Here is a 26,753-nt window from a genome sequence, read left to right as displayed (position 1 = left end):
AGTCTGTAAGTCAAGAGTTAGCACAGATTTTCAAGTTTTACGTGAACTCTTAAAGATACACCGCTGCAACAAGCTTCTTCTCTCGTTCCCGTGCTCTTGGTGGGAAGGCGTACTGGGCCAGCAAACGAGGCAGAGCCTCGGTCAATGGGTTTCCAGGATCTTCCGGAGAACCAGTTAAAACCTGTTCAACCAGTTAAAAACTAAAAGGGAAAGGAAAATACAGATTTCCTTTCCCTTTCTCAAAGCTCCAGCGTCAAATCAGCTTGATTGCGAAATCAAATCCGAATCGCTTTTTTCTTTTGAGCGATCGACACTAAAATCTTCATAGTACGATCGCTCAGTATTCACATCCCACAAATCGTGCTTTTCGCCGAGAATATTTCTCACAGCCAGGATTCCCGTCAGCATGGAATGGTCTTGGTTGTTGTATCGGTGCATACCGTTTCGCCCGATCGTCTGCAAATTCTCAAATCCCTTCAAAAAACCTTCAAGTACCTGCAAGTGTGCTCGATATTCCCCATCATAAACTGGATAAGCTTTAAGTTGCCGTATGACAACTCCATCTTCAACCTCCGCAGTTGTTGCTAAACCCAAACCAACCAACTCGCGAGTTGCTAATTCGATAAGTTCCGCGTCCGACATTTCCCAAATCTCGTCGCCTACGCTACAGAAATATTCCATTCCTAAACAACTTTTGCTGACATCTGGAACTAAAGCCGCGCTCCAATTTTTAAAGTTTTGAATTCGTCCAACTTTGACTTCGGGGGAGTGAATGTAAATCCAGTTGTCAGGAAACAAATCCTTGCGATCGACAATCAGCGATACAATCAAAAAATCTCGATATTTTAGCGATCGCGCCGCGTGCAATACCTCTTCTGGCGGCTGCGGTTTCATTCTTGCTACCAGCGCCGATATCGGCATACTCGTAATGAAATTATCAGCCGAATATTGAACTAATTCTCCGTTTTGCTCTGCAGTAATACTTTTAATCTTATTACCTTCACGCTCAAAGCTAATCACTTTAGTATCGAGATAAACTTTGCCGTCTTTATTCTCCACAGCTTCCGCGAACTTTTCCCACATCATCCCCGGCCCCAAAGCCGGATAATCAAATTCTTTGATTAATGTTTTAGTGTCGTTGCTGCCAAACAAAGCATTAATAATTGCAGTCGTCAGCGACAATCCTTTAATCCGCTGCGCTGCCCAATCTGCTTGAATTTCCGAACAAGGAATGCCCCAAACTTTTTCAGTGTAAGTCTTAAAAAATGTTTTATACAAGCGTTCGCCAAAACGATTGATCACCCACTGTTCAAAAGTTTTTTCTTCCGTAAGTGGCCTAATTCTCACTTTCAGATAACTCAAAATAATCAGCGTACTCTCAATTATGCCCAAGTTAAAGAGAGTATTGAAGGCACTAATCGGATAGTTAAAAAATTTCCCTCGATAAAAAATTCGCGACAATCGTGGCACTTTAATAAACTCATTTCCCAGCACCTCTTGCCACAACTGCTGCACGGCTTCAACTTTAGTATAAAAGCGGTGGCCGCCAATGTCGAAACGATAGCCTTTGTAGGTTTCGGTGCGAGCTATTCCCCCAACTTTATCACCTTTTTCTAGTACAACAGGGATGATGCCTTGTTTGACTAGCTCGTAAGCTGCCGTCAAACCCGCCGGGCCTGCACCGACGATCGCCACAGGATAATGTTTCACTCAGCCTACCTCCAGCTTTTTTATCCAAACTATACAGTTATTTATAACTTGTTAAAGGGATAGATGCACCCGTGAATACCCTGAGAAACTATCGATCTACCTGATGTTTAAGCACAAATTACCTTGATTTATTGAGCGGATACCGGCAAGCTAACTTTGCCAGTCACAGGCTTTTTTTGGTATAAGTAGCGACCAGTGCCGATCGCGAATGCCAGTCCGCTGTAAAAGTAGAAAAGCCAGTGCCAAGGAATAGTTTTCAGGGCAAATAGGATACCGTGTTTACGGTAAAAAAATCGGTAAAGTGGTGCATTAATTGCTACCAGGGGTATTGCCAGCAAACCAGCCAGTAGCAGAAAGCTCAGCGACCAGCACGTCCCCAAAATTGCCAGCAGCACTGCATAAGTTAAAATCACGCTGATGCGGTTTGAAACTTGCAAGTTGAGGTCGTTATTCAATTTGCGATCGCGCCAAATCAGTTCTGTCCAAGGCAGTGCTCGGTAGAAAAAGTCAGCTTTCACCATACCCATAGGTTTCCACTGCTTTAAATGTTTCACCTGCAATGTTTTGCACAGCCGAATGTTATAACCTGCTTGTTTCAAACGGTAGCCGAACTCAATATCTTCGATCGAAGCTTGGCGGTAACTCTCATTAAAGCCACCCATCTGCAAAAAAATTTCCCGGCGAATCACTCCGCAAGCGCCCCAAAAAGTCGAAGCTTCTTCGTTACCTGTTTGGTGCACGTAGTGGTGCAGCAAGTTCCTGTACTGCGATAGAAAATCAGGATCTCCCGGATCATCGTCGTAAGAGCCAATGAAAGCAGCTAAGTAGGGATTATTTTTGAACACCGATATCGCATAGCCCACAGCTTCTGGACAAACAGCGACATCAGCATCCACAAAAAACAGAATATCTCCCTTTGCAGCTTGGGCACCCAAATTCCTTGCCCGCGCTGGGCCCCCGCATTCTGGAATTCTGATCACTTTGGCGCCGAATTCCTTGGCCAGACGCCAAGAACCGTCGCTTTCGCCATCTGCTACTACAATAATCTCGATCGGCCTGGGCACAGCTTGAGCCAGTTTTGACAAACAGGTGCGGAAGTAAGAGCCCCCGTTGTGGACTGGGATAATAACGGATACAGTGGGGTCGGCGGTAGAAATCATTACCTAAAGTGTTTAAATTGCAGGGGCTACAATTTGCTGGAATTTTATTGATGCTACTTTACGAGGGGTAAAATCAGCTCTACTTTTTTATTTATAACTCGATTTCTGTTTGTCTTCAACTAGATTTTTTCTGGTATTCTCGATTTGATTTTCCCCATTCTTACCTTTATTTTACGCCATATCTTGCTGAGAATGACCTGATTTAGACAACCGCTTTACAAAATCTTTAAATATATCATTGTTTGTGTAAACTTGGGAAAAAGCCCCAGCAGCATTTTGGTGAGGCTGTGTTGCAATGCACAAGACTTTGATTTTATAAGTAGGTACACCGTATAAAATCAAACATCGTTTATACGGACACCCGGAAACTGTCAGGACTTGCGCGGTACAATTGCTTTTACAGACCTCATCCGCGAGTGACTTTTGCACCAAGTCTCGATCGCGACTGCGGGCTAAATGCACATTTTATGACTTTTGGCAATATATTTTAAATATACCTCTTAAAATTTCCGACGCTGTACGATCGAGCTTTAGTAATTTGCTAACATACCCTTAGCTAGCTCCCTTTGAACCAAAACTTTTACATAAACCCTTTTTTATATTACATGAACACCTCCCAAAACACTTTAAATCAGCCATTAGTTTCAGTCATCATACCAGCTTTCAACGCTGAAAATTTTATTGCTAAAACCTTAGAGTCTGTCTTATCTCAAACTTATCAAAACATAGAAGTTTTAGTAGTTGATGACGGCTCTACAGATACAACAGCCGAAATCGTCCAATCTTTGGCTCAAAAAGATAGCCGAGTCAGCTTATTCCACCAATCAAATGCCGGCGTCGCCGTCGCCCGCAACCTAGCCATTGAAAAATCAAAAGGCGAATATATTGCTCCCATCGATGCCGACGATATTTGGTATCCGCAAAACCTAGAAAAACAAGTTAAATGCCTGAATTCCTCAGCACCATCTGTCGGAGTTGTCTATTCCTGGTCAGTTGATATAAATGAAAAAGACTTGCTCACAGGTGGATTTTATAACTCCACCATCGAAGGAGAAGTTTACACAGCATTAATTTATAAATATTTTATAGGCAATGCCAGCTCATCTCTAATCCGCCGCGTTTGTTTTGCCAAAGTCGGCGGTTACAACGGCCAACTTAAACTAGAAAACGCTCAAGGCTGTGAAGACTGGGAACTTCACCTCCGCATAGCCGAACATTATCAATTTAAAGTCGTACCAGAATACTTAGTTGGCTATCGGCAGATTGCCAGCAGTATGTCTAGCAACTATGCAGCAATGGCCAAATCTCACTCTTTAATTATGGCAGATGTTCGACAGCAACATCCCGAAATTCCCAGCAGCATTTATCGCTGGTCTAGCAGCAATTTTTACATTTACTTAGCTGTTAAAAGCAACCGCAGCGGCAATCACCGCAGTACATTATCTTGGCTTTATAGAGCTTTCAAAGAAGATTTATCAATGGCACTTTTGCGACACAATTTGTATCTGCTGTCAATAGAAAGTATATTAAAAATAATAGTTACACCGCGACCTGCATCAGGGTTAGAGTTAAAACCAGCATCTGAATCGAGTGAAGGAACGACACTGGCTAGGATTGAGACGCGGACGAAGGCTCACAGAATGTTACCCTCGCAAGTATATGAAAGAATGCGATTCAACAGTTTAGAAAATCTAAAATCTAAATAAACCCAACATTGAAAAACCCGGTTTTTTGAATAAACCGGGTTTTAGAGGAAGCTAGAGGGTGTTTAATTGTGCGTGCTTGGTCGATCCACAATTAGGAAAGAGGGTTAAATAAAAAAATCTAAATTTTCCATTCTTCCTTCTTCCTTCTTCCTTCTTCCGACTGCCATCGGACTGACATCCGTTACATCCGTTACATCCGTTACAGCATCCGTTGCCGAACTTTCTTCTTCCTTCTACTTAATCTTTCTAAGCGTGAGAAGCTGTAGGAGTTTTAGCTTGTGGCTGCTGGCCGTCTGGCGACAGGGATTCCCCTTCAATAAACGAGCGCAACATCCAAGCCATTTGCTCGTGCTGTTCCATCAAACCAGTCAAAAAGTCTGCGGTTCCATCATCCTTAAACTCTTCACCGCACTGTTCAACGTGTTTGCGGAGATTGCGAATAATCAGTTCGTGGTCATCAACTAAACGCGCTACCATTTCCGTAGCCAAAGGCAAATCGCCGATATGTTCTTGAATCGAGCCGTACTTCAGAAAACCCTCAGCAGTACCAATTGGATAGCCACCTAAAGTTCTCACCCGTTCAGCCATAGCATCGATATTTAGTGTTAACGCCTGATAGTGTTCTTCCCACAACTGGTGGAGCGATCGAAACTGCGGGCCCACTACATCCCAGTGATACTTTTTGGTTTTGATTAACAGCAGATAAGCATCTGCCAGGTCGTGATTCAATAGTTCGATAACGCCTGCACGTTGCTCGTCAGATAGACCTATGTTTAACTTACGCATTGAAAATTGTTCCTTCAACTCTAACTTTACTATTAGAACAAATTTCGGCAGCCACTTACATCAACCCAGAGGACGATCGAAGACGATCGCACTTTAGTAAAATATCTGCTTTTCAGGTGAAAGTAATAGCAATATTGATACCCTTAGATAGATGCAATGAAACTTCTTGTTCCGCAGCGCCTTTGTTTGGCGATCACACCGATTGGGCAGCAGGGGAGCCCCCGCTCAATCCGGCTATAAAAAGGCTGCACTCTGATTGTTAGTAATAATAAAGGAATTTATGCCGAAGTTAACGAACATCACACACACTTAATTGTGCGATCGGGTTTAAATGACGGTATAAGGGACTTGCAATTAAATATAACCCCATTTATCCTAGAAGGCTAGGAAACAGATTTTGGGACATGAGGGGTTCTGATCTGTGTGATTGGGATGCTAGAAATGATATTGAGTCAAACCGTTAAATCGACGTTGAAGGATGCTGCCAAGAAACAGACGGGCTCGCGCAGTCGAAACTTTATGGCAAAAGTGGCGGAAGACCCAGCTCAAATACAGCCGTGAAACCCTTTGTCCCATCTGGTAGACCGCCGGAAGAAGTTGTGTGCTCGCTTCACCTTCAGAAAGACTTGCGCTGCTGTGACCACCACAGCACGCTTGCCCAAGGTATCAACGGCAGTTTAGCGTTTTAGGCCCCCATGAAGGCTTTATCAAATCCGACACTCTGATGAACCATCGTTGCAATGGCAACTGTTTAAACCTGGTTTGTGGCCGATGGCGCCTCCAGGACAGATAAAAAAAGCAGTCCTCTGTGTTGGCGCGAAGGAGGAGAAAGAGGGCATTGCAGTTTGTCCTATCTGGGGAATACGGGGTAAAGTAGCAGTAGGAAAGATTTATCCATACTTTGACTAACTGTGGTACTTTCATTGTTAGCTGTAAACCATCATGCGGGAAATCTGCCAGAGCGTGGAAACCATATTTCAACTGCTGTTAGACGAACTTAAAAAGTCCACTCGCGCGTCTGAGCAGAACTGCCAAGATGTAGCAGGGCGACTCGCAGCAGAAGTCAACAGGATATGCACTGAAAGCCAGCGGATTCAAGCCTCTGGAGATATAGAAGGTTCAGCCCAGAGCCTCGCTCAGCACCGCTTGCAACAATGCCTCCACTATTACAATTTAGGCTCCGGGCCCGGGCGAGTAGAATTGCACAGTACCCTCAGCGCGATCGTCTATCGCTACATCACCCCTCCGCAGGTGCAGTCTAGCTATCAGGCGCGAGTAGAACTGATCAAAGATTTTTTGCAAGGATTTTATCTGGAAGCTTTAAAGGCATTCCGGCGCGAAACCCAACTGCCACCCACCTACAGTCCCCGCACTCGCTTAGAACTAGCAGAGTACATGGCCTTTGTAGAGCGCTTTGGCAAGCGGCGCATTCCTTTACCTCGGAACCGCAGCCAGCAACTAATTATTTTACGGGCCCAAACCTTTTCCCAGCAGCAGCCGAAAGAAACCTCCGTAGATATGGAACAAGCCGCCGACGGAGGGGCTTCAGATTCCGATCAAACTTGGAACGACACCTCGGTGTACTCAGTGCGGGAAGCGATGGCCGGACAGGGTTCGGCGGCAATTCGCCCCCAAGGCGACGAGTCAGAATCTCTGCGGCAAACCGTGATTGACGAATTAGTAGCTTATTTGAAAGAGCGCAACCAACAAGACTGCGCCGATTACTTCGTGCTGCGCTTGCAAGACTTGCCGACTAATGAAATAGAGTCGCTTCTGGGCATAACTCCCCGCCAAAGAGACTATTTGCAGCAGCGCTTCAAGTACCATTTGCTCAGGTTCGCCATGTCGCACCGCTGGGAACTTGTTCACCAGTGGCTGGAAGCAGACTTAGACCGCAATTTGGGTTTGCTGCCTTCTCAGTGGCAGGCGTTTGGTGAGCAAATTGGCCCAGAAGGACAGCGTTTGCTAAAGTTGAAACAACAAGGTCTGTCAGAGTCAGCGATCGCGCAAACCCTCGGCAGCACGGTAGCCCAGGTACAGAAACGGTGGTTTAAATTGCTGGAACTTGCCTGGGAATTGCGAAATCGTTCAGATTCCGGAGAAGGGGCATCTAGTGATGAATAACGAAACGAACAGGGATGCAGAGGCTTTCGATCGCCATTTTTTAGACTGGATATTGCAGGCGCCGATCGCGAATGCCTCTAGCGAAGATGAGGAAAACCTCAATCCATCCCCTCGCTCAGAAGAGTGGGGCGACACAGAAGACAATTCCGGGGTGGAATACTGGGAATGGGACGAACCAGACCCGCTGGACTATCAAGTGGGGGCGCACAGCAATGCACCCGCACAACCGCAGACAATTGGAGAAATACCGACCGTGCAAGACCGTTTTCAGACCTTGTTAAAACAAAGGCTTAGAGCCGAAATTGAATCTAACCCGCCGCTGTTCCCCTGGGAAACAGAATTCAAAAGCTACGACCACGATTACCCAGACGATGTAGCCCCGCAATGGGTTCCCCCCCTACACCTCTGGACTCCCCAACTACAAAATATCAGGTGGGGCCGCCTGCCAATTCCGATCGCCCAAGGGGTTTTTGCTCAACTGCTAGAACCTTGTCAGGAACTGGTAATGTCGTCGCTGCGGCAAGGATCGAAGTTAGTTCGCGCTGTAGATAGCTTATTTCCGGGCCAGTCTCACGAACTCAACGAGTTAGCTGGTTTAGTGCTCCGAGGTGCTTTACGGGGACTTCTAGATTTAGAAGATTTCCCGAATTACGAAGCAGCGAGTACCGATCAACAAATGGTGCTGTCGCTGTTGGCCGCCAAGGAAATCATTGAGTCTCTAACTTTGGATTGTCCTGTAAATCAACCGCCGGTTTCGCGGGAGTGGCTGACTGCTTTGGGTGCGCTGACTCTGGAGGCTCAATACCTGTCGAACCCCAACAGAGAACAGCCAATGCCGTGTTTAAGAGTTGAGTGCCAATTTCCGGGGGCAGGAAGTTTGGAACTCAAGGGAGGAGATGCCGAAGCAACTGCACATCGTCCGAATTCCGGGCATTTAAGTGTGGAGTTGTTTGACCCACAACCTAACAAGACTTATGCCCTAGAAGTTCGATTCCAAAACTTCGAGACCAGACCTTTGATGTTTGCTATTCGTCCAATTTTGGCCGGACAAGATAGCAACTAGAAAGGTGTAATTAGAGTAAATAAGGTAGGTGTTTACTCTCTGGTGTGACCTCACACAAAAACAGATGCAATTTCGCGACTTCTGTCGTGGAAAACCAAAAAAATTAGATATTAGGTAAAACCCAGATTCATCTGTGAAGTTAATCTGTGGATTCAGTCTAAAATCTAATGAGAGAGAAATAAGATTTAGATATTTAGGTAAAACCCAGATTTATCTGTGGAGTCAATCTAAAATCTAAAATCTAAAATCTACAATCTACAATCGTTTGACAGGGAAATAAGATTTAGATATTTAGGTAAAACCCAGATTTATCTGTGGATTTAATCTAAAATCTAAAATCTAAAATCTAAAATAGTTGGATGGGTGCACATGACAACTGATAACCTGCGAAATATACCTGTGTTGGGTAAGCTGTGGGAGCAGATTGAGGCGATGCCTCCGCCGGTGATTGAGGATTCTTTACTGCTGCGAATCCTAGTTCAGTTGTTGGTAATTGTGGGGATTGTAGCTACTGACGTTGCTGCTGAAGAAGCCCAGAACCTGTGGGCTGTGCCTGTTAGTATTGTGGGAGCAACTTGGAGTTGGTACCGCCGCCGCGATCGCAATGTAGCTGCTAAGTTCTGCATAGCTATTGGAATGCTGGTGGCGCTGTTCGCTTTTTTTAGCCGCTTGGTGGGAGAATTGAACGATACGCGGTTAGTTTTGGCGCAACTGTTAATCCAACTTCAAGTGCTGCACAGTTTCGATTTGCCTCGCCGCAAGGATTTGGGCTATTCGATGGTAATCGGGCTAATTTTGTTAGGGGTAGCAGCGACTCTCAGCCAAACCTTGACTTTTGCGCCGCTGTTGTTGGTGTTTTTGGCTTTAGCGCTTCCGACTTTGGTTTTGGATTATCGATCGCGCTTGGGATTTGTGAAGCCAGAAGCCATTGGCGAAAAAGCACAAGGTAAAGGAAAAAATGATAGCCTGTCGCTATTTGCGGCTACTTTATCACCAAAGAATTTTGCTTGGCTGCTGCTGATAACTGTCGGGTTGGGGCTGACTATTTTTGCGTTTTTGCCACGCCTCCCTGGCTATCAGTTGCGGACTTTTCCGGTGAGTGCTCCTATTGAATATCAGGGGGACTTTGACTCCCGCAGCATTCTGAATCCGGGGTATGTTAGAGGGGGAAATGAAAAAGGAACTGGCGGAGGAACGGGGAGAAACCCAGACTCTGGGCCAGGAGAGGTGGACTCTACTTTTTATTACGGTTTCAACCAGCGCATCAATCAAAATTTGCGGGGGGAAATGAAACCTCAAGTGGTGATGCGGGTGCGATCGCAGGCTGCGGGTTTTTGGCGGGTGTTAGGCTTTGACAAATACACCGGTCAGGGTTGGGAAATTTCTCGCAACGAACAAGCTCAAAAGCTTACTCGGCCTAGGTGGTCTTATCAATTTTATCTGAATCCTTTTCCCAATGCGCCTCGGACTCAAGAGGTGATTCAAAGTTATACTATTGTTGCTCCATTGCCGAATTTGATTCCGGCTTTAAACAAGGCGAAAGAGCTTTATTTTCCGAGTCCAGAGGTGGCGATTGATGCGGAGGGGGGTTTGCGAGCGCCTGCGGAATTGGGAGAGGGTGTGACTTATACGGTGATTTCTAATGTGCCTTTTCGAGATCGCTCTTTGTTGGGGAAAACTGGTACTAATTACCCGAAAAATATTCGCAACTTCTATTTGGATGTGCCGCCGAAAATTGCCCAGAAGGTGCGAGAAAAAACTGAAGAAATCTTGGCGGCAAGAACTAGAGTATCTCAGTCGGACAGACCGATCGATTCTCCTTACGAAAAAGCTTTGTACTTAGCTCAATATTTGAAGCAAAACCCTAATTACAAAATTGAAAAAGCTTTGCCTTACTTAGAGGAAAGTGAAGATTTAGTCGAGGGTTTTCTGTTTGGCTATAAAAACACCCAGGGCGGCAAAAAAGTTACAGGGGGATATCCCGACCACTTTTCGACGGTATTGACCATTATGCTAAGGTCGATCGGGATTCCGGCCCGAATGGTGGGGGGTTTCGATACGGGAGAATTTAACCCGTTTACTGGTTACTATGTTGTGAAAAATACCGACGCTTTTTTGATGACGGAGGTATATTTTCCCAATAATGGCTGGTTTGCTTTTAATCCGATTCCCGGTTATCCGCTGATTCCGGCTTCGGTGGAGGACAACCAGACTTTTAGTGCGCTGGAATCGTTTTGGAAGTGGATCGCGGGTTGGCTACCGACTCCTGTCAGAAGCGGGCTCGATTCAGTCATAGGTTTTGTAATTGGCTGGATAACTTTGATTGTGGGCTGGTTTATGGGACAGTTTTCTAGGGGCTGGGTAGGGTTATTTACTGGCTTGATTGCTGCGATCGCCTTTGGCTTTATTGGCTGGTTAATTTGGCAAGTGTGGCGCAAGTGGCGCCACCGCCGCTGGCTGGCGAAGTTGCCGCCGGTGGAGGGGGTTTATCAGGAAATGCTGAAGGATTTGGCGAGTAGGGGTTTTGTGAAACCTCGCGCTCAAACGCCTTTGGAGTATGCTGAGGCTATGCGCGGTAATCATGCAACTGATGAAGCTGAGGTGATTGATGAGGTTTCGCAGGCTTACGTGCGCTGGAAGTATGGCGGCGAAGTGGGTAATTTGAACCAGTTGCGGGGGTTGGTGGAAAATTTGAGGCGATCGCACTTGCAGAAACTCAAAAAGCGGTGGTTTTAGGCGATACCGATCGCTTAGATGCGGTGATTAAGCGGGATGAACAGGTTTATAACCGCTTTCGGTCAAGTCATCGGTTTGGTAAGTTGTCGGGGGAGGAGTTTAAGCGGAGGGTGGAAGTTTGGGAAAAGAAGGTTTTGCAGTTACCAGTGGCTTCTAATCTTTCTAGTAAGGCGATGCTGAAGACTTTGGGGGAGGCGACTGGGGGTTATGTGGGGCTATTGGATATGATTCTTAGGGAGACGGCGATTCGGGCTTTGAAGAGGGGATTATCAAGGATTGATTTGGAGACTCTCAAGGAAGTTGCGGCGGAGTACAAGTGATGGAAGCGATCGATATCCAGCCTTGGCTGTTTCGGGTGGAACCGTTGGAGGGTGAGAGTTTGAGCCATTTTTGGGGGCGGTTTCGACGGGCGAATAAGTTAACGCCGACTCGGTTGGGTAAGATGGCGGGGCTGGGAGGTGCGATCGCCCGTTGGGAAAAGTTTCGGTTTAATCCGCCTCCTTCTCTTCAGCAGGAAATGTTACCGCCTCCTGGTGTGGGCATGAAGTTAGAGCCTCCAAGGTTGTGTGGGGCTTGTTATGCCCAGTCGCCTTGTTATAAGATTGAGTGGCAGTTTAAGACGGCAACGGGGTGCGATCGGCACAAGTTACGCTTGCTGTCGGAGTGTCCCAACTGCGGGGCTAGGTTTAAAATTCCGGCTTTGTGGGTGGATGGGTGGTGTCAGCGTTGCTTTATGGCGTTTGAAGAAATGGCTAAATATCAAAAACTTACCCAATAAGCTGTTAAATAGTATTCAATAAGCTGTTAAATAGTATTGATGTACCAATGCAATAGGCTTCAAGTTGGTCAATCTCGTGTTGTCAATTGAAGCCCCGATCGAGAACCAAGACCCGTGAGCAACTTCCAAGCAACAGCCGACTTTATCTGGAAAATCGCTGACCTCCTCAGAGGGAACTATCTGCGGCGGGAGTACCCTGACGTAATTCTGCCGATGGTGGTTTTGCGTCGGCTCGATCAGGCAATGGAGAAAACGCGCCAAGCGGTGCGCGACGAATGGAATAAGTATCAGGGCCAGCTAGATAATTTATACCCCAGGCTGAAATTGGCTGCTGGAGATTCGCCTATTTACAACACATCGGAGTATTACTGGAAGCGTTTGCTCGGCGATCGCCCTAACCTAGCACAAAACCTGATTAACTACTTAAATGGCTTCAGTCCAGATGTGCAGGACATTATTGAAAAGTTCGATTTCCGCCGTCAAGTGTCTCGTTTAAACACAGCAAATCTGCTGCCCAATCTGTTTGATGAATTTAATAAGATCGATCTACACCCGCCGAGAGAGGACGGTACTGGAGTTGACAACCTGGAAATGGGGCGTATTTTTGAACACCTGATTTATCGCTTCAATCAAGACAACAACGAAACAGCAGGAGAACACTTTACGCCCCGTGAAGTAATCCGACTGATGGTAAGGTTGCTGTTTCCTGAAGATGACCCGACGCTTCATCCTGATAACATTCTGACAATTTACGATCCTGCCTGCGGAACTGGTGGGATGTTGACTGAGGCAAAGGAATACATTCACGATATCCAGATAAGAAAGTATCAGAAAATTGGGCAAGTTCATCTTTTTGGACAGGAAATTAACCCGACTGCTTTTGCGGTAGCTAAATCAGATTTTTTGTTGAAAGGTGAAGACCCGCGCCGGATTACTTTTGGAAACAGTTTTAGTGAGGATGGGTATCCTGCAAGCCGTTTCCGCTATATGCTCTCAAACCCCCCTTTTGGTGTGGATTGGAAGAAGGTAGAATACATCATCAAACGAGAGTACGAAACTCAGGGGTTTGATGGTCGTTTTGGAGCAGGATTACCGCGTATTAATGATGGCTCACTGCTGTTTCTTCAGCATATCTTGAGTAAGCGCTCAAAGGAAGAACCCAGTCGCATTGTAATTGTCTTTAATGGATCGCCTTTATTCACGGGTGATGCGGGGAGTGGAGAGAGCAATATTCGTCGCTGGATTATTGAAAATGATTGGTTAGAGGGTATTGTCGCCTTGCCGGATCAGTTGTTTTACAACACGGGCATCAGTACCTATCTTTGGGTACTCAATAACCGCAAGAGTAACAAGCGGAAAGGAAAGATTCAGCTTGTAAATGCGGTAAATTTTTATCAAAAAATGCGGAAAAGCTTGGGTAACAAGCGTAATGAAATTACGGAAGAACAGTATAACGAGATTGCTAACATCTATCATGCCTTTTCAACGGGTGATAATTGCCTGATTTTTGATAATGAGGACTTTGGTTATCGGCGCATTAAAGTAGAACGTCCTCTACGATTGAATTTTAGTGCTGCGCCAGAAAGACTTGCCCGTTTGCCGGAACAGTCTGGTTTTGCAGCATTGGCAGAAAGCAAGAAGAAGAAAGAGGAAGACCAAAAAGCAGATATTGAAGCTGGTAAAGCTTTGCAGGAAAGGATTATTAATGCACTAAAGCAATTACCAGGAAAGGTGAGTACCGATCCGAAACAGTTTTTACCGCTACTGGAGAAAACGCTAAAACCTTTCAAGTTAAAAGAATCTGTTAAAAATGCCATTCTTAAGGCTTTGACAGAACGGGATGAGAATGCTGAACCCGTGCCAGCGAAAAAAGGTGAGGGATATGAACCAGATCCAGAATTAAGGGATTATGAAAATGTACCTCTGCAATGGGCACCGTCTATCTATGACGAAAATGTCCCGCTTAAGGAGAATGTGTACGATTACTTTGCCCGTGAGGTGAAGCCATATATATCGGATGCGTGGATTGATGAGAAATTTAAGGATGAAAAGGATGGAAAAACGGGTTTAATAGGCTATGAAATTAGTTTTAATCGTTATTTTTATAAATATCAGCCGCCAGAACCCCTAGAAGTAATTGAGGAAAAAATACTCAAGCTAGAAGAGGAAATTGCTGCTTTATTGAAGGTGCGGGTATGACAAGGTACAAACCCTATTCAACTTATAAGCCTTCGAGTGTGGAATGGTTAGGCGAGATACCGCTTCATTGGGAAGTTATCCGTCTCAAGCATATTTGTTGGCGTGCAGCTAATTATGGCGCTAATAAATCTTCTGAAAGTTATCTAGAGGAGGGTGTACGTTTTTTACGAACAACCGATATTGATGACTTTGGCAACCTATCATCTGATGGAGCAGTCTTTTTAGAGCATTCTCAAGTTGCAGATTATAAACTAGATGATGGAGATATTTTAATTTCTAGAAGTGGAACTATAGGACGTTCTTTTCTTTACTCAAAAGACAAACATGGGGAGTGTGCTTTTGCTGGGTATTTAGTCCGTTTCTCTTTAAGAGCCAAATATCTGCCAAAATTTATTTTTTATTTTACAAAATCACGGGCTTTTATAGATTATATTGGTATATCAATTATTCAATCTACTATTGGTAATGTAAATGGGCAGAAGTATGCAAATATATCTCTTCCTATTCCCAGTTTTAAAGAGCAAGAATACATAGTTTCTTTCCTCGAACGCGAAACCAGCCGCATCGATACCCTCATCACCCAAAAAGGTGAACTAATCAACTTACTTGAGAAAAAACGCAACGCTGTAATTGCCCATGCTGTGACTAAAGGGCTTAACTCTAATGCTTCTATGACAGAGAGTAAAATAGAGTGGCTAGGGAAAATCCCAGAACATTGGAAAATAACTCGTTTAAAATTTATCAGTCCTCAAATTACTGTAGGCATTGTAGTTACCCCAGCCAAGTATTACGTTGATAATGGGGTTCCTTGCCTGAGATCGCTCAACGTTAAACAAGGTAAATTAATCTATGCAAATATCGTTTTTATTAGCTCAGAGAGTAATGATCTTCATAGAAAGTCTATGATTTTTGAGGGTGACTTAGTAGTTGTTAGAACCGGACAACCAGGAGCTACAGCAGTGGTAGATAAGCGATTTCATGGTGCTAACTGTATCGATTTAATCATAGTCCGGCAATCACCATACTTTAACTCACATTATTTGTCTTATTTAGCAAACTCTAATTTCGCTCAAACTCAATTTGAACTAGGTTCGGGTGGTGCAATCCAACAACACTTCAACGTTGGGACAGCAGCAAATCTTCAAGTTTTAGCTCCTCCTCTTTTCGAACAACAAGAGATTGTGAATTTTCTTAATAATAAAGTAAACCAAATGAATAATTTAATCAATAAAGTTCAAGAGAGCATAAATTTACTTCAACAGCAACGATCCGCTCTAGTTACTGCTGCTGTTACCGGCAAAATTGATGTGCGTGAAGAAGTAGAACGAGGTGCAGCATAAATATGTCTAGACTGGATGATATTATCGAACTTATTCAAACGACTAATGAAGTCTACTTCATCACTGCACCTGGGCGGGTACGCACTGCTTATATTTTAGTCGATGACATTTTAGAGCTTGCGCTTAAAACTTTTTTGCAGGAAAAAACAATTGAACGCCGCGAGCAATGTCGAGAGGAATTAGTCAATGACGGAATTATTGCATCTCAAGCCCATCACAAAGCACTCACCCGATTTTTTGAAGATGAAATCGACTCCACTGAATTATGTTCAAAACTAGGTCGTACAAGTAATCCTGCTAGTGTCGAATCTTGTCTCAATAGTCACCGCGATCTAAATCATTGGAGTGCAAACGATCCTGAAGCAAGAAAAGAATTTCAGGACGTGATTAACGAAGTAAAACAAGAATTTCTACTTTCAGCCGGACAAACCACCTCTACTGTACTCACCTTGCTTGATGAGGCATTTAAAAGACATAGAACTCGTAATAAATTTTACCACGATCATCATCAAGCAGGCTTAACAATTAATGATGAAGAATGTCTTCGTGCTTTGTGTAATATGTTCGATTTAATGGAATATGTATTTCCTAATATTGCAGACGAAATCAAGAAAAATCATACAGTCCGCTGTCAAATAGGGGTACTGCGCCTCAAGCAAACTGCGTCACTTGGACATCGAGAACTCAGCCAGCCTTATGAGGCAGCCCTAAAACTTCTTAAGAAAGGGCATAAATATGATTTTGAAAGGCGTTCAGTAGAACACAGCCTTGTTCATACTGTTAGCGATCGTTTTTTCGACTCGTTACGCGAACAATTCAAAAATACAATTGCAAAACTTCAGGTACGGGTCAACAAAATTGATACTATGGCACGTCCAAAACAAGACCATATTGATGAAAAAAATGACAAAGAAAAATTAATTCAAATTCTGCAAAAACAGTTAGACCAAATTAACGCCCTGCTAGGCACTCCTTAGTATGGATATCTCCGAAAAAGCCTTTGAAGCCTATATTGACGATTATCTATGTAATGTACATAGTTATCGTTTTCGTACCTCTAAATCAAAAGGTAAAGATTCTCATTACGATAAAAATCTATGCCTTGATTGGGAATTGCTACTTGAATTTATCACCGCTACTCAACCTGACACTTGGGAAAAACTAACAGAACAACACGGACAAGCCACTGTTCGACAGAAATTTCTTAACCGACTGAACCGTGAAATTGATCGGCGAGGCACTCTAGACGTTCTCCGACGTGGTATCAAAGACTATGGCTGCTACTTCCAGCTTGCCTATTTTGCTCCTGTCAGTACCCTCAATTCCGAACATCAGGCACTCTACCGCAAAAACATTCTCAGTGTCGTGCGTCAGTGCCATTACAGCGCAATTGAAACCAAAGATGCGATCAATCTGGTGCTGTTTCTCAATGGTTTACCCATCTTCACCATTGAACTGAAGAACAAACAGACCAGACAAACTGTAGAAAATGCCCGCGAACAGTATAAGCGCGATCGCGACCCCAAACACGAACCTTTACTACAATTCAAACGCTGCCTCGCCCACTTTGCCGTAGACGATGACGAAGTATGGATGACTACTCGCCTAGAAGGAAAAAGCACCTACTTTTTGCCCTTCAACCGAGGTTATAACGGCGCAGCAGGCAACCCACCTAACCCCAATGGTTATGCTAGTGCCTACCTATGGGAAGATGTTTTCTCTCACGATAGCGTATTGGATATCATCGGTAATTTCATTCATCTAGCCGTTGAAGATCGAAATGGTACACGGCGCGAACAACTGATATTTCCTCGCTACCACCAGCGCGATACAGTTAAGAAATTAGCGGCTCATGCTCGCGAATATGGAACTGGACAGCATTACTTAATACAGCACAGTGCTGGAAGCGGCAAAAGCAACACGATCGCTTGGTTAGCGCACCGTTTAGCATTTCTGCATAACGCCGAAAATCAGCGCATTTTTGATTCCGTAATTGTGATTACCGATCGGCGGGTACTCGATCGCCAACTACAAACCACTGTCCGTCAATTTGAGCAATCTCCAGGTTCGGTGGTAGTTATTGATAAGCACAGTGATCAATTAGTCGAAGCCCTCACCAGTGGGGCAGCAATTATTGTCTGTACGTTACAAAAGTTTCCTGTAATTGTAAAGAAAATAAATCAACTTACAGGGCAACATTTTGCCATTATTGTTGATGAAGCTCACTCTTCTCAATCTGGTGAAGCCAGCAAGAGTCTAAAAGAAGTGTTGCGCGCTCAAAGTTTAGACGAAGCCGAACAGCTAGAATTAGAAGAATCCCAAACAGGAGAAGACCTAATTAACCAAAGCCTCGAAGCAAGGCAGAAACAGCCTAATTTGAGCTTTTTTGCCTTCACAGCTACGCCTAAACAGAAAACTCTAGAAATTTTCGGACAACCTCAACCTGATGGCAGTTTTCAACCTTTTCATCTCTACACGATGCAGCAGGCGATCGAGGAAGGCTTCATCCTAGACGTTTTGCAAAATTACACCACTTTTGAAACATATTTCAATTTACTCAAAATTGCTGCCGACGATCCTCGCTACGAAAAAGGCAAAGCCATCAGTTTACTGCGTCGCTATGTGGAATTACATCAGTACACAATTGCCCGTAAAACAGCCCTCATGGTGGAACATTTTTTGGAAAATACCCGCCACCAGATACCCGATGAAAGCGGCAATGGGCAGGCAAAAGCCATGATTGTTACTCGTAGTCGCCTCCATGCCGTTTTCTACAAACAGGCATTTGACGATTATCTGAAACAGCAGAGTTATCCTATCAAAGCATTAGTTGCCTTTTCTGGCACAGTGAATTACAACAATCTGGACTATACCGAAGCTCAGATGAATGGCTTTTCCGACAAACAAACCGCAGAACAATTCAAAAAGCCAGAGTACCGCTTTTTGATCGTGGCAGAAAAATTTCAAACTGGCTTCGATCAACCCCTTTTACACACGATGTATGTCGATAAAATCTTGAGTAGTGTTGCGGCTGTCCAAACCCTCAGTAGGCTCAATCGCACCCATCCTCACAAAACAGAAACAATGGTGCTAGATTTCGCCAATCATGTTGATGATATCCAAAGTGCCTTTAAACCCTATTTTGAGGCAACCATCCTCAGCGAAGGTACTAACCCTAACAAGCTCTACGATTTACAGGCAGCGCTAGAAACATTTAACCTTTACACTACTGAGCAAGTGGCGGAGATTGCTGAACTTTATCTACGCCAAGGTGAAAAAGCGACTAAACTTCAACCTCTCCTCCGAGTAATTGTCGGTCGATACGCCTACATACCAGACCTGGAAAAGCGTAGGGAATTTAAACATAGATTGCGATCGTTCATCCAGCTATACGCATTTCTATCCCAGGTTATCACCTTCAAAGATGCCGACTTAGAAAGGTTGTATTTGTTTGCACGTCTTCTATTACGAGCATTACCTTCTGAAAGCCAGAAATCATCTCTAAACGTTGCTGAGTATGCCGATTTGGAGAGCTACCGCATTCAAAAATCTTTTAGCGGTAAAATTTCACCCAAATCTGGAGCTAGTCAGCTAGATCCCTTTGCCGAGCTAGAACCTGCTGGATTAACCGAGCCAGAGAAAGCGGCTCTATCCGAAATTATTGCCGACATTAATCGACGTTTTGGCACAGATTTTACTGAAGGCGATCTGATCTTTTTTGCCGAATTAAAGACTAGGCTTGCTGCGAATGAAAGCTTACAAGCTAGTGCAAAAGTTAACACCCGTGAGAATGTTCAGCTTTTCCACGACGCATTATTTGATGCAGTGCTTCAAACCATGATTGATAGCAATTTTGAAATGTTCAAGCGTATTAATGATAATGAAGAGTTTGGAAGATTAGTGCGTGAAAAGATATTTGGGCAAGTGTATCAAGAAATTATAAAGAAAATGAGATTAAGATAATTAAGTTTAGTTTCATTCTATGTGTTAATGCTTGCTAATAATTTAACTCACCCTCAATTCCCTAATTTATTAGCTATGGTACGGTGAATCCGATCCAACCATATCGGAATCACAGGCTCAGTAGATTTTAAGGAATCAATGGTCTTTTCCCTCTCAAACTCTACCACTTGGAGCGATCGCGATGAATGAATCCCAGCAAAACATAAACCGCCCCAGCGAAACCGAGTTCGTAAACCCCGGTTCGTTCTCCCTCAGCCGTTGTAGCGTCATGGCCGCCTGTACAATGACAAATAATTTGTTACTGTACAGTTTTTGCTTTGGGAATACAATTTGCTATGCGGATAAAAGGACTTGAATTAACACTTAGGCTTCAAATTACGATTTTCCGCCGTCCTAGCGCTTTTCTCTACTCACCCTGAAAGTCCTGTCTTACACTTGAGCGAAGACTGAGCTACTTGATGTATGGTCTATATAGCAAGCAAACTCAACACTTTAGAGCTGGGAGCGAAAGATGAGCGAAAAGTTTAATTCAGTCACAACGAACACTACCGCCGACTACCTTATCGGCTACGAGCGGATTTTGGACTATTTCAAACAAGCCCAGAAGGAATGCCCTAAAGGAGTAGGCCTCAAAAGAGATAGCAAAGCTAGTGGGGGTTACATAACGCTTCAGTTCAAGTTAGGTAACAAGCGGGTCAACAAAACCTGCGGGTGCTATCTGACGATGCAGGGTATTACTGACGCTACGAGAAAAGCTCATTTAGTCGCTAATGCTCTAAGCTCGTTCTCTAGTGAGTCTCAGTTTTTAGCGTGGTACGATGATACGATTTTAGAAAAAAACATCATCAAAAATGATTTGATGACGTTTGGTGATGCGATAGCAAAAGTAGAGAAAGATTACTGGAATGGACGTACTAAACGCCGTCAACAGCGCGACAAAAGTAGTATTAGTCAGCAGAATACTTGGGATGCCGTTTACGGTCACGATTATAAGCTATTGCCACGGAATACGGTTGTCAACTTAAGGGATATTCTGTCGGTAGTCAATAGTAAGAAACAAGGCAGTAAATGTTTTAAAAACTGCTTGTGTGCCATGAAAAAGTTAGCTGAAGTTATCGGCAATACTGATATACTCGCTCATCTGAAGGAGATTGACGGAAGACAAACGGAGTTCAGAAAAGACCTGCAATCAGTATCTATTGACGAATTTCTTAAATTCTGTGAAGATGTTTTAGATGTCCCTCTTGGTAATAAACGATACGATTTAGAGCAGCGACGCTGTTGGTTATGGGTGTTCTCAATGCAAGTTGTGTATGGTTTTCGAGTACACGAAGTCTTTGCTGTTCAAAACATTGACAAATCATTTAAGACTGAGGATGGAATTACTATTCAGGCACTGACCGAGCCAGACAACGTGAGAATGATTGCTGTAGTAGGCGACAAAACATCACTAGATACAACAACCAAGACTGGCTACCGACTGTGCGTACCGATGTTAGCGCCGACTCATCCTGACTTAATAGAGCGTTTAGGAATTAAGTCTGGTAAACCACCTGAAATCTGTTTATTGTCAGATAGTCCCAAAACAATTGCTGGCATATACAGTCGCCGTGCTTGGACTACTTTGAAAAGATGGAATAAAGGTTTTACTCAGTCTCACGCTTTACGTCACTTGGCTAATCTTAATGGTCAGATGGCTGGGATGTCTCAGGAGACGAGAGCCAAAAATTTGGGACATTCAACACAGATGAACGAAGGCACTTACAAGAAGCGAGCTAATACCAAAACGACAATTGATTTGTTGACTCGATTTACAAAGGAAGCTATTCCTTTGAGTAGCGCTATTCAGGTACTCAAGCAAATAGGAAGCGACACACAATGTATTAGATTATTGGCTGCTATTTACGGCATTACGCCCCACGAAGTGATGGAGTTACTTGCCGAATAATTTGAAACAAAACTTTACAGTCTCTGTGTTGACAAGGAACTGTAAGTCTGCAATCGTGAGTAACTAAGGAAGATTGATGCGCGACTGACTAGCGTACCACCGCTAACCAAGTCACGACTTCCCCAAACGTTCAGGTACAACGGTTGGAGCCGATAAATTATGACATTTTTAGACGGTTGTCTTTGCGGACGATCGCAACTCTTAATGATTGAGTTGACGGGGTTTTGCCATGACTAAACCTACCGTCAGCTACCGTCGCATTGACCAACTTAAGGCGATCGCCTATGACCGTGGCTTCACCAATGAAGACGCCAGACAGTTTGGGAAATTATCCAAAACTGCTACGTGGGAAGCGCTGCTAGAACTGTACCTCGTTGATGATGAATCGCTTGACACAGTGAATGTAGACACTGTAGACACATTGTTAGACAGTGTAGACAGTTTAAATGTAGACAGTGTAGACGCGACATCTGAACTGCTTGACACAGAGGGTGTAGACACTGTAGACAGCCTTGATTGGACTAACGACGGTTCGTTCCCTGTGTGCGGTTTCACCCGCCAGACTTCCACCAGCTTTTTAGACTGGGTTGACCTCTCTCAACTCATCGCACTCGTACTCGCATCGGCGGGAGTGTTTGTGTTGGCGATGTCCATGTGGCGACAAATCAATCCCCTAAATCTTTTTCCCCCAGTCCGCGTAAACATCCAAATTGGGACAAAAATATGAGCTTACAACTACGCCTATTCGGTGGTAATTCCGATGCCGAAAAACTCACTGCCAGCAATGACGGTGGACACGCAGTCGACAAATCTAAGGTTTTAGCAAGCACTGACGCAAGTGTCATCACACCGCTAAATCCCGGTAACTTTTCCAGCATTCGTAGTGTTCCCGTTGTGCCAGCACCGCGCTACTTCACTAAGGAAGAAGCGGACGCTATGAAAGACTTGGCAAAGGAAAAAACAGACGGTGCAAAACAATCTAAACGTGCCTATGAAGCACTGGCAAAAGTTGAAGAAGCCGATGCTAAAGTTCACCGTCATCACCGCAAATATGAAGGTGCTGTGGCTGATAACGAACTGAGTAAAAAGCGCTCAGATACTCGACTGGCTAAGCACTTGCACAGTTTGCGTCCCGGTTATGCACGACTGGGTTTAGGGATTGATAAAGCTGACAGCGATGCCCGCACTCGGATTGATGAAATTAAAGCCAAGTTGACGAGAGGGACTAACTAAATGAAAGCGATGTATCTGGCAAATTACTTTGTTGCTGGATGCGTCGCTTTCTCCCTTTTGGGGTGGATAGCGAGCCTGCATCCGATGGCAATGAAAGCGGTTTTATTCTTATTAGCAGCGATTGCAATTGCTTGGGGGTTGAGCTGGTTGCTTGACTACTCCCTGAGCCAGTTGCTCAAGATTTCAGTGGCTGACTTACAGGCAGTTTTAATCGGCGGTTTGGCGATGCTGCTGATTGGTTTGGGGGTGTTTCTATGCAGCTAAAACTGTTTGTGTTGAGTGCGTCCTCTGTCGTGCTGTGGTTGGTTCCACTAGCAGCACTAGACAAAAAACTAGACATCCACAAAGCGGCGCAAGGGGTGAGCCTGTGTGCTGCGATTGCTTGTGCGGTGTCGGCGGGTAACATCGCTCGCAAACTGTCAGAACAGGGTGAGATTGAGGCAATTAAAGAGCGGGCAATCACCGCCGATGTGGTAGATGAAATCTCGACAAGCGTATACATTTCTCAGAAACAAAGACAGCAGGAAGCAGAACAAATTCTGGCAACAAACGAACGAACCGACGAACAAGAGGCAGAACTCGATTCGATAAGAGAATCATTAGAACTGCTACTGAATCAGACTTCTGGCGATTCTGGCGAACTGGCAGTAGTGAATTTATCCACCAAGCAGCGCGAACAAATCGAACTGATTCTCCAATGTCACGCCAAAGGCATCACCGGCAAAAATAAAATTCTCAAAGAAGTTTGGGGAGTCAGTGCAGGTAGTAGTCAAGCCTACCGGGACGCGAAGGCTGAATATGAATTCTTGATGCCGTTTGTGAAGGGGGAAGGTGATGACTAGACAGCCGAATATACCAACTACAGCAGCCTTAAGATTGACTGGCACTAAGTCAGAAATAGAGTTAGTATTGGCGGTTTTGCGAGGCAAGGATTTCTTCTGGAAAACTAACGGCAAGTTCTACCCGCAACGGGGGGAAGAGAATCAGTACGCTTACTACCTCAACGACTTGCAATTGCCTCAACTGGGTGCAGCAGTCCCGCCGCCAACACCAGGGGAGCCACAACCTCGACATTGGGATGCGGTTTTGGGTGGTCAGGGCGATCGGTAGCGGTCAGACAAAGGGGAGTGAAAATCAGTGGGGTTGCGTCACGTCGATGTTATACATCGACGAAATATTTCCGAGCTGAAACCCGCTCTACGAGCCAGTCGTCTAATGCTTTTACCTTTAAACCCGACGAGCGAGTTTTTTTACGTTTCTGGTTCGTGTTTGTTTCGTGTTCAGATGCGAAAACCAGTTTTTGAGTAGTATTTAAAGATGGACATGAACATCAAAGCGTATGCAGACAGGATGAGTGTAATAGCGTGCCAACCCGCAGAGGGCGACACGCCTATTTCCCTTTGGCGTCGCATCCGAATGATGAAAAGCAGAAATTGGAGTTGTTGGCGGGCAATACTTTATGCGTTAAAAGAGGCAATGGTAGCCGTACTGCGAGTCTCGCTTAAAACATCTTGGCTAGCAGCTTTCTTTGTCGCATTGTCCCTGACTCATGCTTTCGTCCACGCACTAACGTACATTTACGAACCTGTTGCGGTAGAAGACCCTCTACGGCGTGAAATTAGTCGGGGCCCGCCCAAACCCTTTATTCCTATTCCCAAGATTGAAGCTGGTGGCTGCGCTCGCAGCGACTCACTCGTCCGCTCGCTGATTTTTTAGCGGGGCGGTTCCACCTGCATTCTGTTTTTTTTTAAACCTGTAAACGCCAAAAAACCGCTGCTCTCTAATTGGAACCTAGCTTGCAACGGCTTTTTGGATTCACACTCACCAGGCGGTGAGCCGTAAACTCGTGAATACATCATACCCCACTGGGGAAAATTCTGCATTTCCAAAATTTAATCCTTTCATCCGCAAGCACCTGACTGAATGGGTTGAAGGCTCAGCCGTATCAGAAGTGATCGCCTCTCTCAACATCGAATCTCTGACCGTCAAAGAACTCAACGAACGCATCCTTCCAAAGGAACCCATCAAAACAGGGGGCTGGTGGTGTCGTGGCGTTAACTGGCGGACAGGCGTATTCATGGGTACGCGGTACGGACAAGGCAAGCCAGACAAGCCACACCAACCAGAAGGTTCTAAACCGCGCAAATACCTCACAGGTAGCGGCATGGAACCCGACGCAATCTTCCTAGCCATGCCCGATAAAGATTATTGGGCAAAGGTTCACACTGACAAATCCATCCCCCGTCATTGGACAGAGGGAACCAAAAAAGCGGGCGCGGGTTTAAGTATTGACCTAGCTGTCATCGCTCTAACGGGTGTTTGGAATTGGGGTAAAGATGGGGAACTGGCGCGCCGTGTGAAGGAGTGGGCACAACCCGACACCCTCCACTACATAGATTTTGACTCCGACTATGCGGCTAACCCATCTTGCCGTGCAGCCATTTTGAAGTTTGGCCGATTACTGGAACAGGAGGGCTGCGAGGTACACGTAACTGTTTGGGATACCAAGTTTAAGGGGATGGATGACTTTATCAAGGCTAACGGCGGTGACGCCTTCAAAGAGGCTGTAGCGAACGCGCCAACTCTAGCCAAGTGGGAGAAACAGCTTAAGAAAGGCGATCGCAAAAATGACACAAACCCTAGTAATTCTCTAACTCCTCACCCGCGCACGTATGAGAATGTAGTATCTTTGTCATCTTCTAGTAGTGAGAGCGACTACATCCCAGATACTGCACCCGTTCCAGGGCAAAACTTCATACAAAAGGCAGAGGCTGCGTTATTCACGGAGGGGCATTGGAGGTCGATAGGCGGTATTCTTTACCGCTTCACAGGGGAGCTTTATGAGGAGCGCCCTGAAGAAGCAGAAAAAAGTCGCATTGGCGATTGGCTAAATACTTACTCAGAGAAGGTAAAGGGTGTTTACGTCTGCAATCGAGCTAACTCAGCTAGCATCGATCAGGTTTACGACTGGGTAGTCAAGCGGCGCGCTGTAAGTATCAAAAACATCAACCCGCCTGGTTTGAATTGCTCTAACGGGGTAGTAATAGTCAATCGTGACGGCTCCCATACTCTTATACCGCATAGTCCTGACAAGATTTACACCTATGTGGGGTGCAAATATGACCCTGATATTGACACCACAGATTGCGATCGCCTTTTAGAGTGTCTTGAGCCAGAGCAGCGGGAAATTTTTATGAGGACGGTTGCTGCTGCATTATGCCTCCCCCTTGCTCGGCTCAGGATGTCCCGTGTCAAAGGACTGCTGTGTCACGGGGATGGGAGTAACGGTAAGGATACCTTGAGGACTGTGTTGGTGAAAGTTCTGGGGCGGGGTGTCACGAGTAAAACTCTAAAGGATTTCCAGGTCTATGATGCTGGCCGGAAATTTCCACTGGCCGGTCTTGAGAATTCTCTGTGCAACTGGTCTAGTGAGAATTCTGACACAACAAAATTAGACAAGCTGCAAAGCCTCAAGCAGTTCATCAGCGGGGATGTGTTGACAATTGAGCATAAGGGTCGCGGGGAATATCCCTATGAACCGCAAGCCATCTTTTTGGCGAATTGCAACATCCTGCCGTCTATCAGTACCGACTCTAAAGCCATCACTAGCCGCTACTGCATCTTAAGTTTCAAGAAGATATACGACATGAACCCGGACTTGAGCAAGGGTGAGTTACAAGCTGACCCCAGATTTAAGCTAGACCCAGATTTTATTGCTGACCAAATTGCCCCAGCTTTTCTTAAAAGAATGTTGGAGCGGATACCTCTGATACTGGAAGAGGGTATTAACTATGGCTCAGGCGACGCAGCTTTGCGGGAAGCTCAGGAAAAATCACAGCACCTTTGGCAGTTTGTCAGGGATGTTGGGTATGAAGCTGGCAAGGGTGAGCGGGTTTACGCAAAAGACCTGTGGCAAGAGCTGAAAGATTGGTAAGTAGTTAAGCAAAATTAATTACATAATTATCTCCAAATTCTTTAAGAATTTTTTCTACAGATGAAACAAGAGA

The 26,753-nt window shown here is 44.9% G+C and carries 21 protein-coding genes; 18 read left to right on the top strand and 3 right to left on the bottom strand.

Going from position 1 to position 26,753, the window contains the following annotated elements:
* Positions 1-258: 258 nt before the first annotated feature.
* Together QUB11_RS18420 and QUB11_RS18415 are read right to left on the bottom strand one after the other, a co-directional pair.
* Positions 259-1,710 carry an NAD(P)/FAD-dependent oxidoreductase gene (locus tag QUB11_RS18420; protein ID WP_333205471.1) on the bottom strand — a complete coding sequence of 484 codons (1,452 nt, stop codon included), beginning with the start codon at positions 1,708-1,710 and terminating at the stop codon, positions 259-261.
* Between the two features lie 128 nt (positions 1,711-1,838).
* The gene (locus QUB11_RS18415; protein ID WP_333391326.1) at positions 1,839-2,870 is read right to left on the bottom strand and encodes a glycosyltransferase family 2 protein; all 1,032 of its coding nucleotides are present in this window, start codon (positions 2,868-2,870) and stop codon (positions 1,839-1,841) included.
* A gap of 605 nt (positions 2,871-3,475) precedes the next feature.
* Between QUB11_RS18415 and QUB11_RS18410 the strand changes: the two genes are divergently transcribed.
* Positions 3,476-4,576: a glycosyltransferase family A protein gene (locus tag QUB11_RS18410; RefSeq protein ID WP_333205473.1), complete on the top strand. Its 1,101-nt coding sequence runs from the start codon at positions 3,476-3,478 to the stop codon at positions 4,574-4,576.
* A 246-nt stretch (positions 4,577-4,822) separates the two neighbouring features.
* Here the strand turns inward: QUB11_RS18410 and QUB11_RS18405 are convergent, their stop codons facing one another.
* The gene (locus QUB11_RS18405; protein WP_333205474.1) at positions 4,823-5,362 is read right to left on the bottom strand and encodes a Dps family protein; all 540 of its coding nucleotides are present in this window, start codon (positions 5,360-5,362) and stop codon (positions 4,823-4,825) included.
* 942 nt (positions 5,363-6,304) lie between these two features.
* On the opposite strand from QUB11_RS18405, the gene hetZ reads away from it, so the two are divergent.
* The 17 genes from hetZ to QUB11_RS18320 all read left to right on the top strand — a co-directional run bounded on the left by hetZ (position 6,305) and on the right by QUB11_RS18320 (position 26,680).
* Positions 6,305-7,486: a heterocyst differentiation protein HetZ gene (gene hetZ / locus QUB11_RS18400; protein WP_333205477.1), complete on the top strand. Its 1,182-nt coding sequence runs from the start codon at positions 6,305-6,307 to the stop codon at positions 7,484-7,486.
* The gene (locus QUB11_RS18395) at positions 7,479-8,549 is read left to right on the top strand and encodes a hypothetical protein (RefSeq protein WP_333205478.1); all 1,071 of its coding nucleotides are present in this window, start codon (positions 7,479-7,481) and stop codon (positions 8,547-8,549) included. Before hetZ ends, QUB11_RS18395 begins: the two co-directional genes overlap by 8 nt.
* Positions 8,550-8,918: 369 nt before the next feature.
* Positions 8,919-11,285 (top strand): transglutaminaseTgpA domain-containing protein, encoded by a 2,367-nt coding sequence (locus tag QUB11_RS18390; protein ID WP_333205479.1) that lies wholly within the window; start codon positions 8,919-8,921, stop codon positions 11,283-11,285.
* Complete coding sequence (locus QUB11_RS18385; protein ID WP_333205480.1) at positions 11,276-11,605, top strand: hypothetical protein; 330 nt, start codon at positions 11,276-11,278, stop codon at positions 11,603-11,605. The genes QUB11_RS18390 and QUB11_RS18385 overlap by 10 nt, the downstream gene beginning before the upstream one ends.
* Complete coding sequence (locus QUB11_RS18380; protein WP_333205481.1) at positions 11,605-12,063, top strand: hypothetical protein; 459 nt, start codon at positions 11,605-11,607, stop codon at positions 12,061-12,063. The genes QUB11_RS18385 and QUB11_RS18380 overlap by 1 nt, the downstream gene beginning before the upstream one ends.
* A 114-nt stretch (positions 12,064-12,177) precedes the next feature.
* Positions 12,178-14,262 (top strand): class I SAM-dependent DNA methyltransferase, encoded by a 2,085-nt coding sequence (locus QUB11_RS18375; RefSeq protein WP_333205482.1) that lies wholly within the window; start codon positions 12,178-12,180, stop codon positions 14,260-14,262.
* The gene (locus QUB11_RS18370; protein ID WP_333205483.1) at positions 14,259-15,602 is read left to right on the top strand and encodes a restriction endonuclease subunit S; all 1,344 of its coding nucleotides are present in this window, start codon (positions 14,259-14,261) and stop codon (positions 15,600-15,602) included. Before QUB11_RS18375 ends, QUB11_RS18370 begins: the two co-directional genes overlap by 4 nt.
* 2 nt (positions 15,603-15,604) lie before the next feature.
* Positions 15,605-16,579 carry a hypothetical protein gene (locus QUB11_RS18365; protein ID WP_333205484.1) on the top strand — a complete coding sequence of 325 codons (975 nt, stop codon included), beginning with the start codon at positions 15,605-15,607 and terminating at the stop codon, positions 16,577-16,579.
* A gap of 1 nt (position 16,580) precedes the next feature.
* A complete protein-coding gene (locus QUB11_RS18360) occupies positions 16,581-19,565 on the top strand; it encodes a DEAD/DEAH box helicase family protein (protein ID WP_333205485.1) in 2,985 nt (994 codons plus the stop codon).
* Between the two features lie 511 nt (positions 19,566-20,076).
* Positions 20,077-21,513 (top strand): hypothetical protein, encoded by a 1,437-nt coding sequence (locus QUB11_RS18355; RefSeq protein ID WP_333205486.1) that lies wholly within the window; start codon positions 20,077-20,079, stop codon positions 21,511-21,513.
* 229 nt (positions 21,514-21,742) lie between these two features.
* A complete protein-coding gene (locus QUB11_RS18350) occupies positions 21,743-22,240 on the top strand; it encodes a hypothetical protein (RefSeq protein ID WP_333205487.1) in 498 nt (165 codons plus the stop codon).
* Positions 22,237-22,746, top strand: coding sequence for a hypothetical protein (locus QUB11_RS18345; protein ID WP_333205488.1), 510 nt, complete (start codon positions 22,237-22,239; stop codon positions 22,744-22,746). The genes QUB11_RS18350 and QUB11_RS18345 overlap by 4 nt, the downstream gene beginning before the upstream one ends.
* On the top strand, positions 22,747-23,010 hold the full coding sequence (locus QUB11_RS18340; protein WP_333205489.1) for a hypothetical protein: 264 nt from the start codon (positions 22,747-22,749) through the stop codon (positions 23,008-23,010).
* Positions 23,001-23,588, top strand: a complete 588-nt coding sequence (locus QUB11_RS18335; RefSeq protein WP_333205490.1) for a hypothetical protein — start codon at positions 23,001-23,003, stop codon at positions 23,586-23,588. Before QUB11_RS18340 ends, QUB11_RS18335 begins: the two co-directional genes overlap by 10 nt.
* Entirely contained in the window at positions 23,581-23,856 is a 276-nt protein-coding gene (locus tag QUB11_RS18330) for a hypothetical protein (RefSeq protein ID WP_333205491.1), read from the top strand. Before QUB11_RS18335 ends, QUB11_RS18330 begins: the two co-directional genes overlap by 8 nt.
* Positions 23,857-24,069: 213 nt before the next feature.
* A complete protein-coding gene (locus QUB11_RS18325; protein WP_333256977.1) occupies positions 24,070-24,462 on the top strand; it encodes a hypothetical protein in 393 nt (130 codons plus the stop codon).
* 130 nt (positions 24,463-24,592) lie between these two features.
* A complete protein-coding gene (locus tag QUB11_RS18320) occupies positions 24,593-26,680 on the top strand; it encodes a DUF3854 domain-containing protein (RefSeq protein ID WP_333205493.1) in 2,088 nt (695 codons plus the stop codon).
* The last annotated feature ends 73 nt before the right edge of the window (positions 26,681-26,753 follow it).

This window comes from Microcoleus sp. B6-A1, assembly GCF_036705085.1.
GTDB lineage: Bacteria > Cyanobacteriota > Cyanobacteriia > Cyanobacteriales > Microcoleaceae > Microcoleus.
The sequence above is the reverse complement of the archived record's forward strand: the minus strand, read 5'-3'. Positions and strand labels throughout refer to the sequence as shown.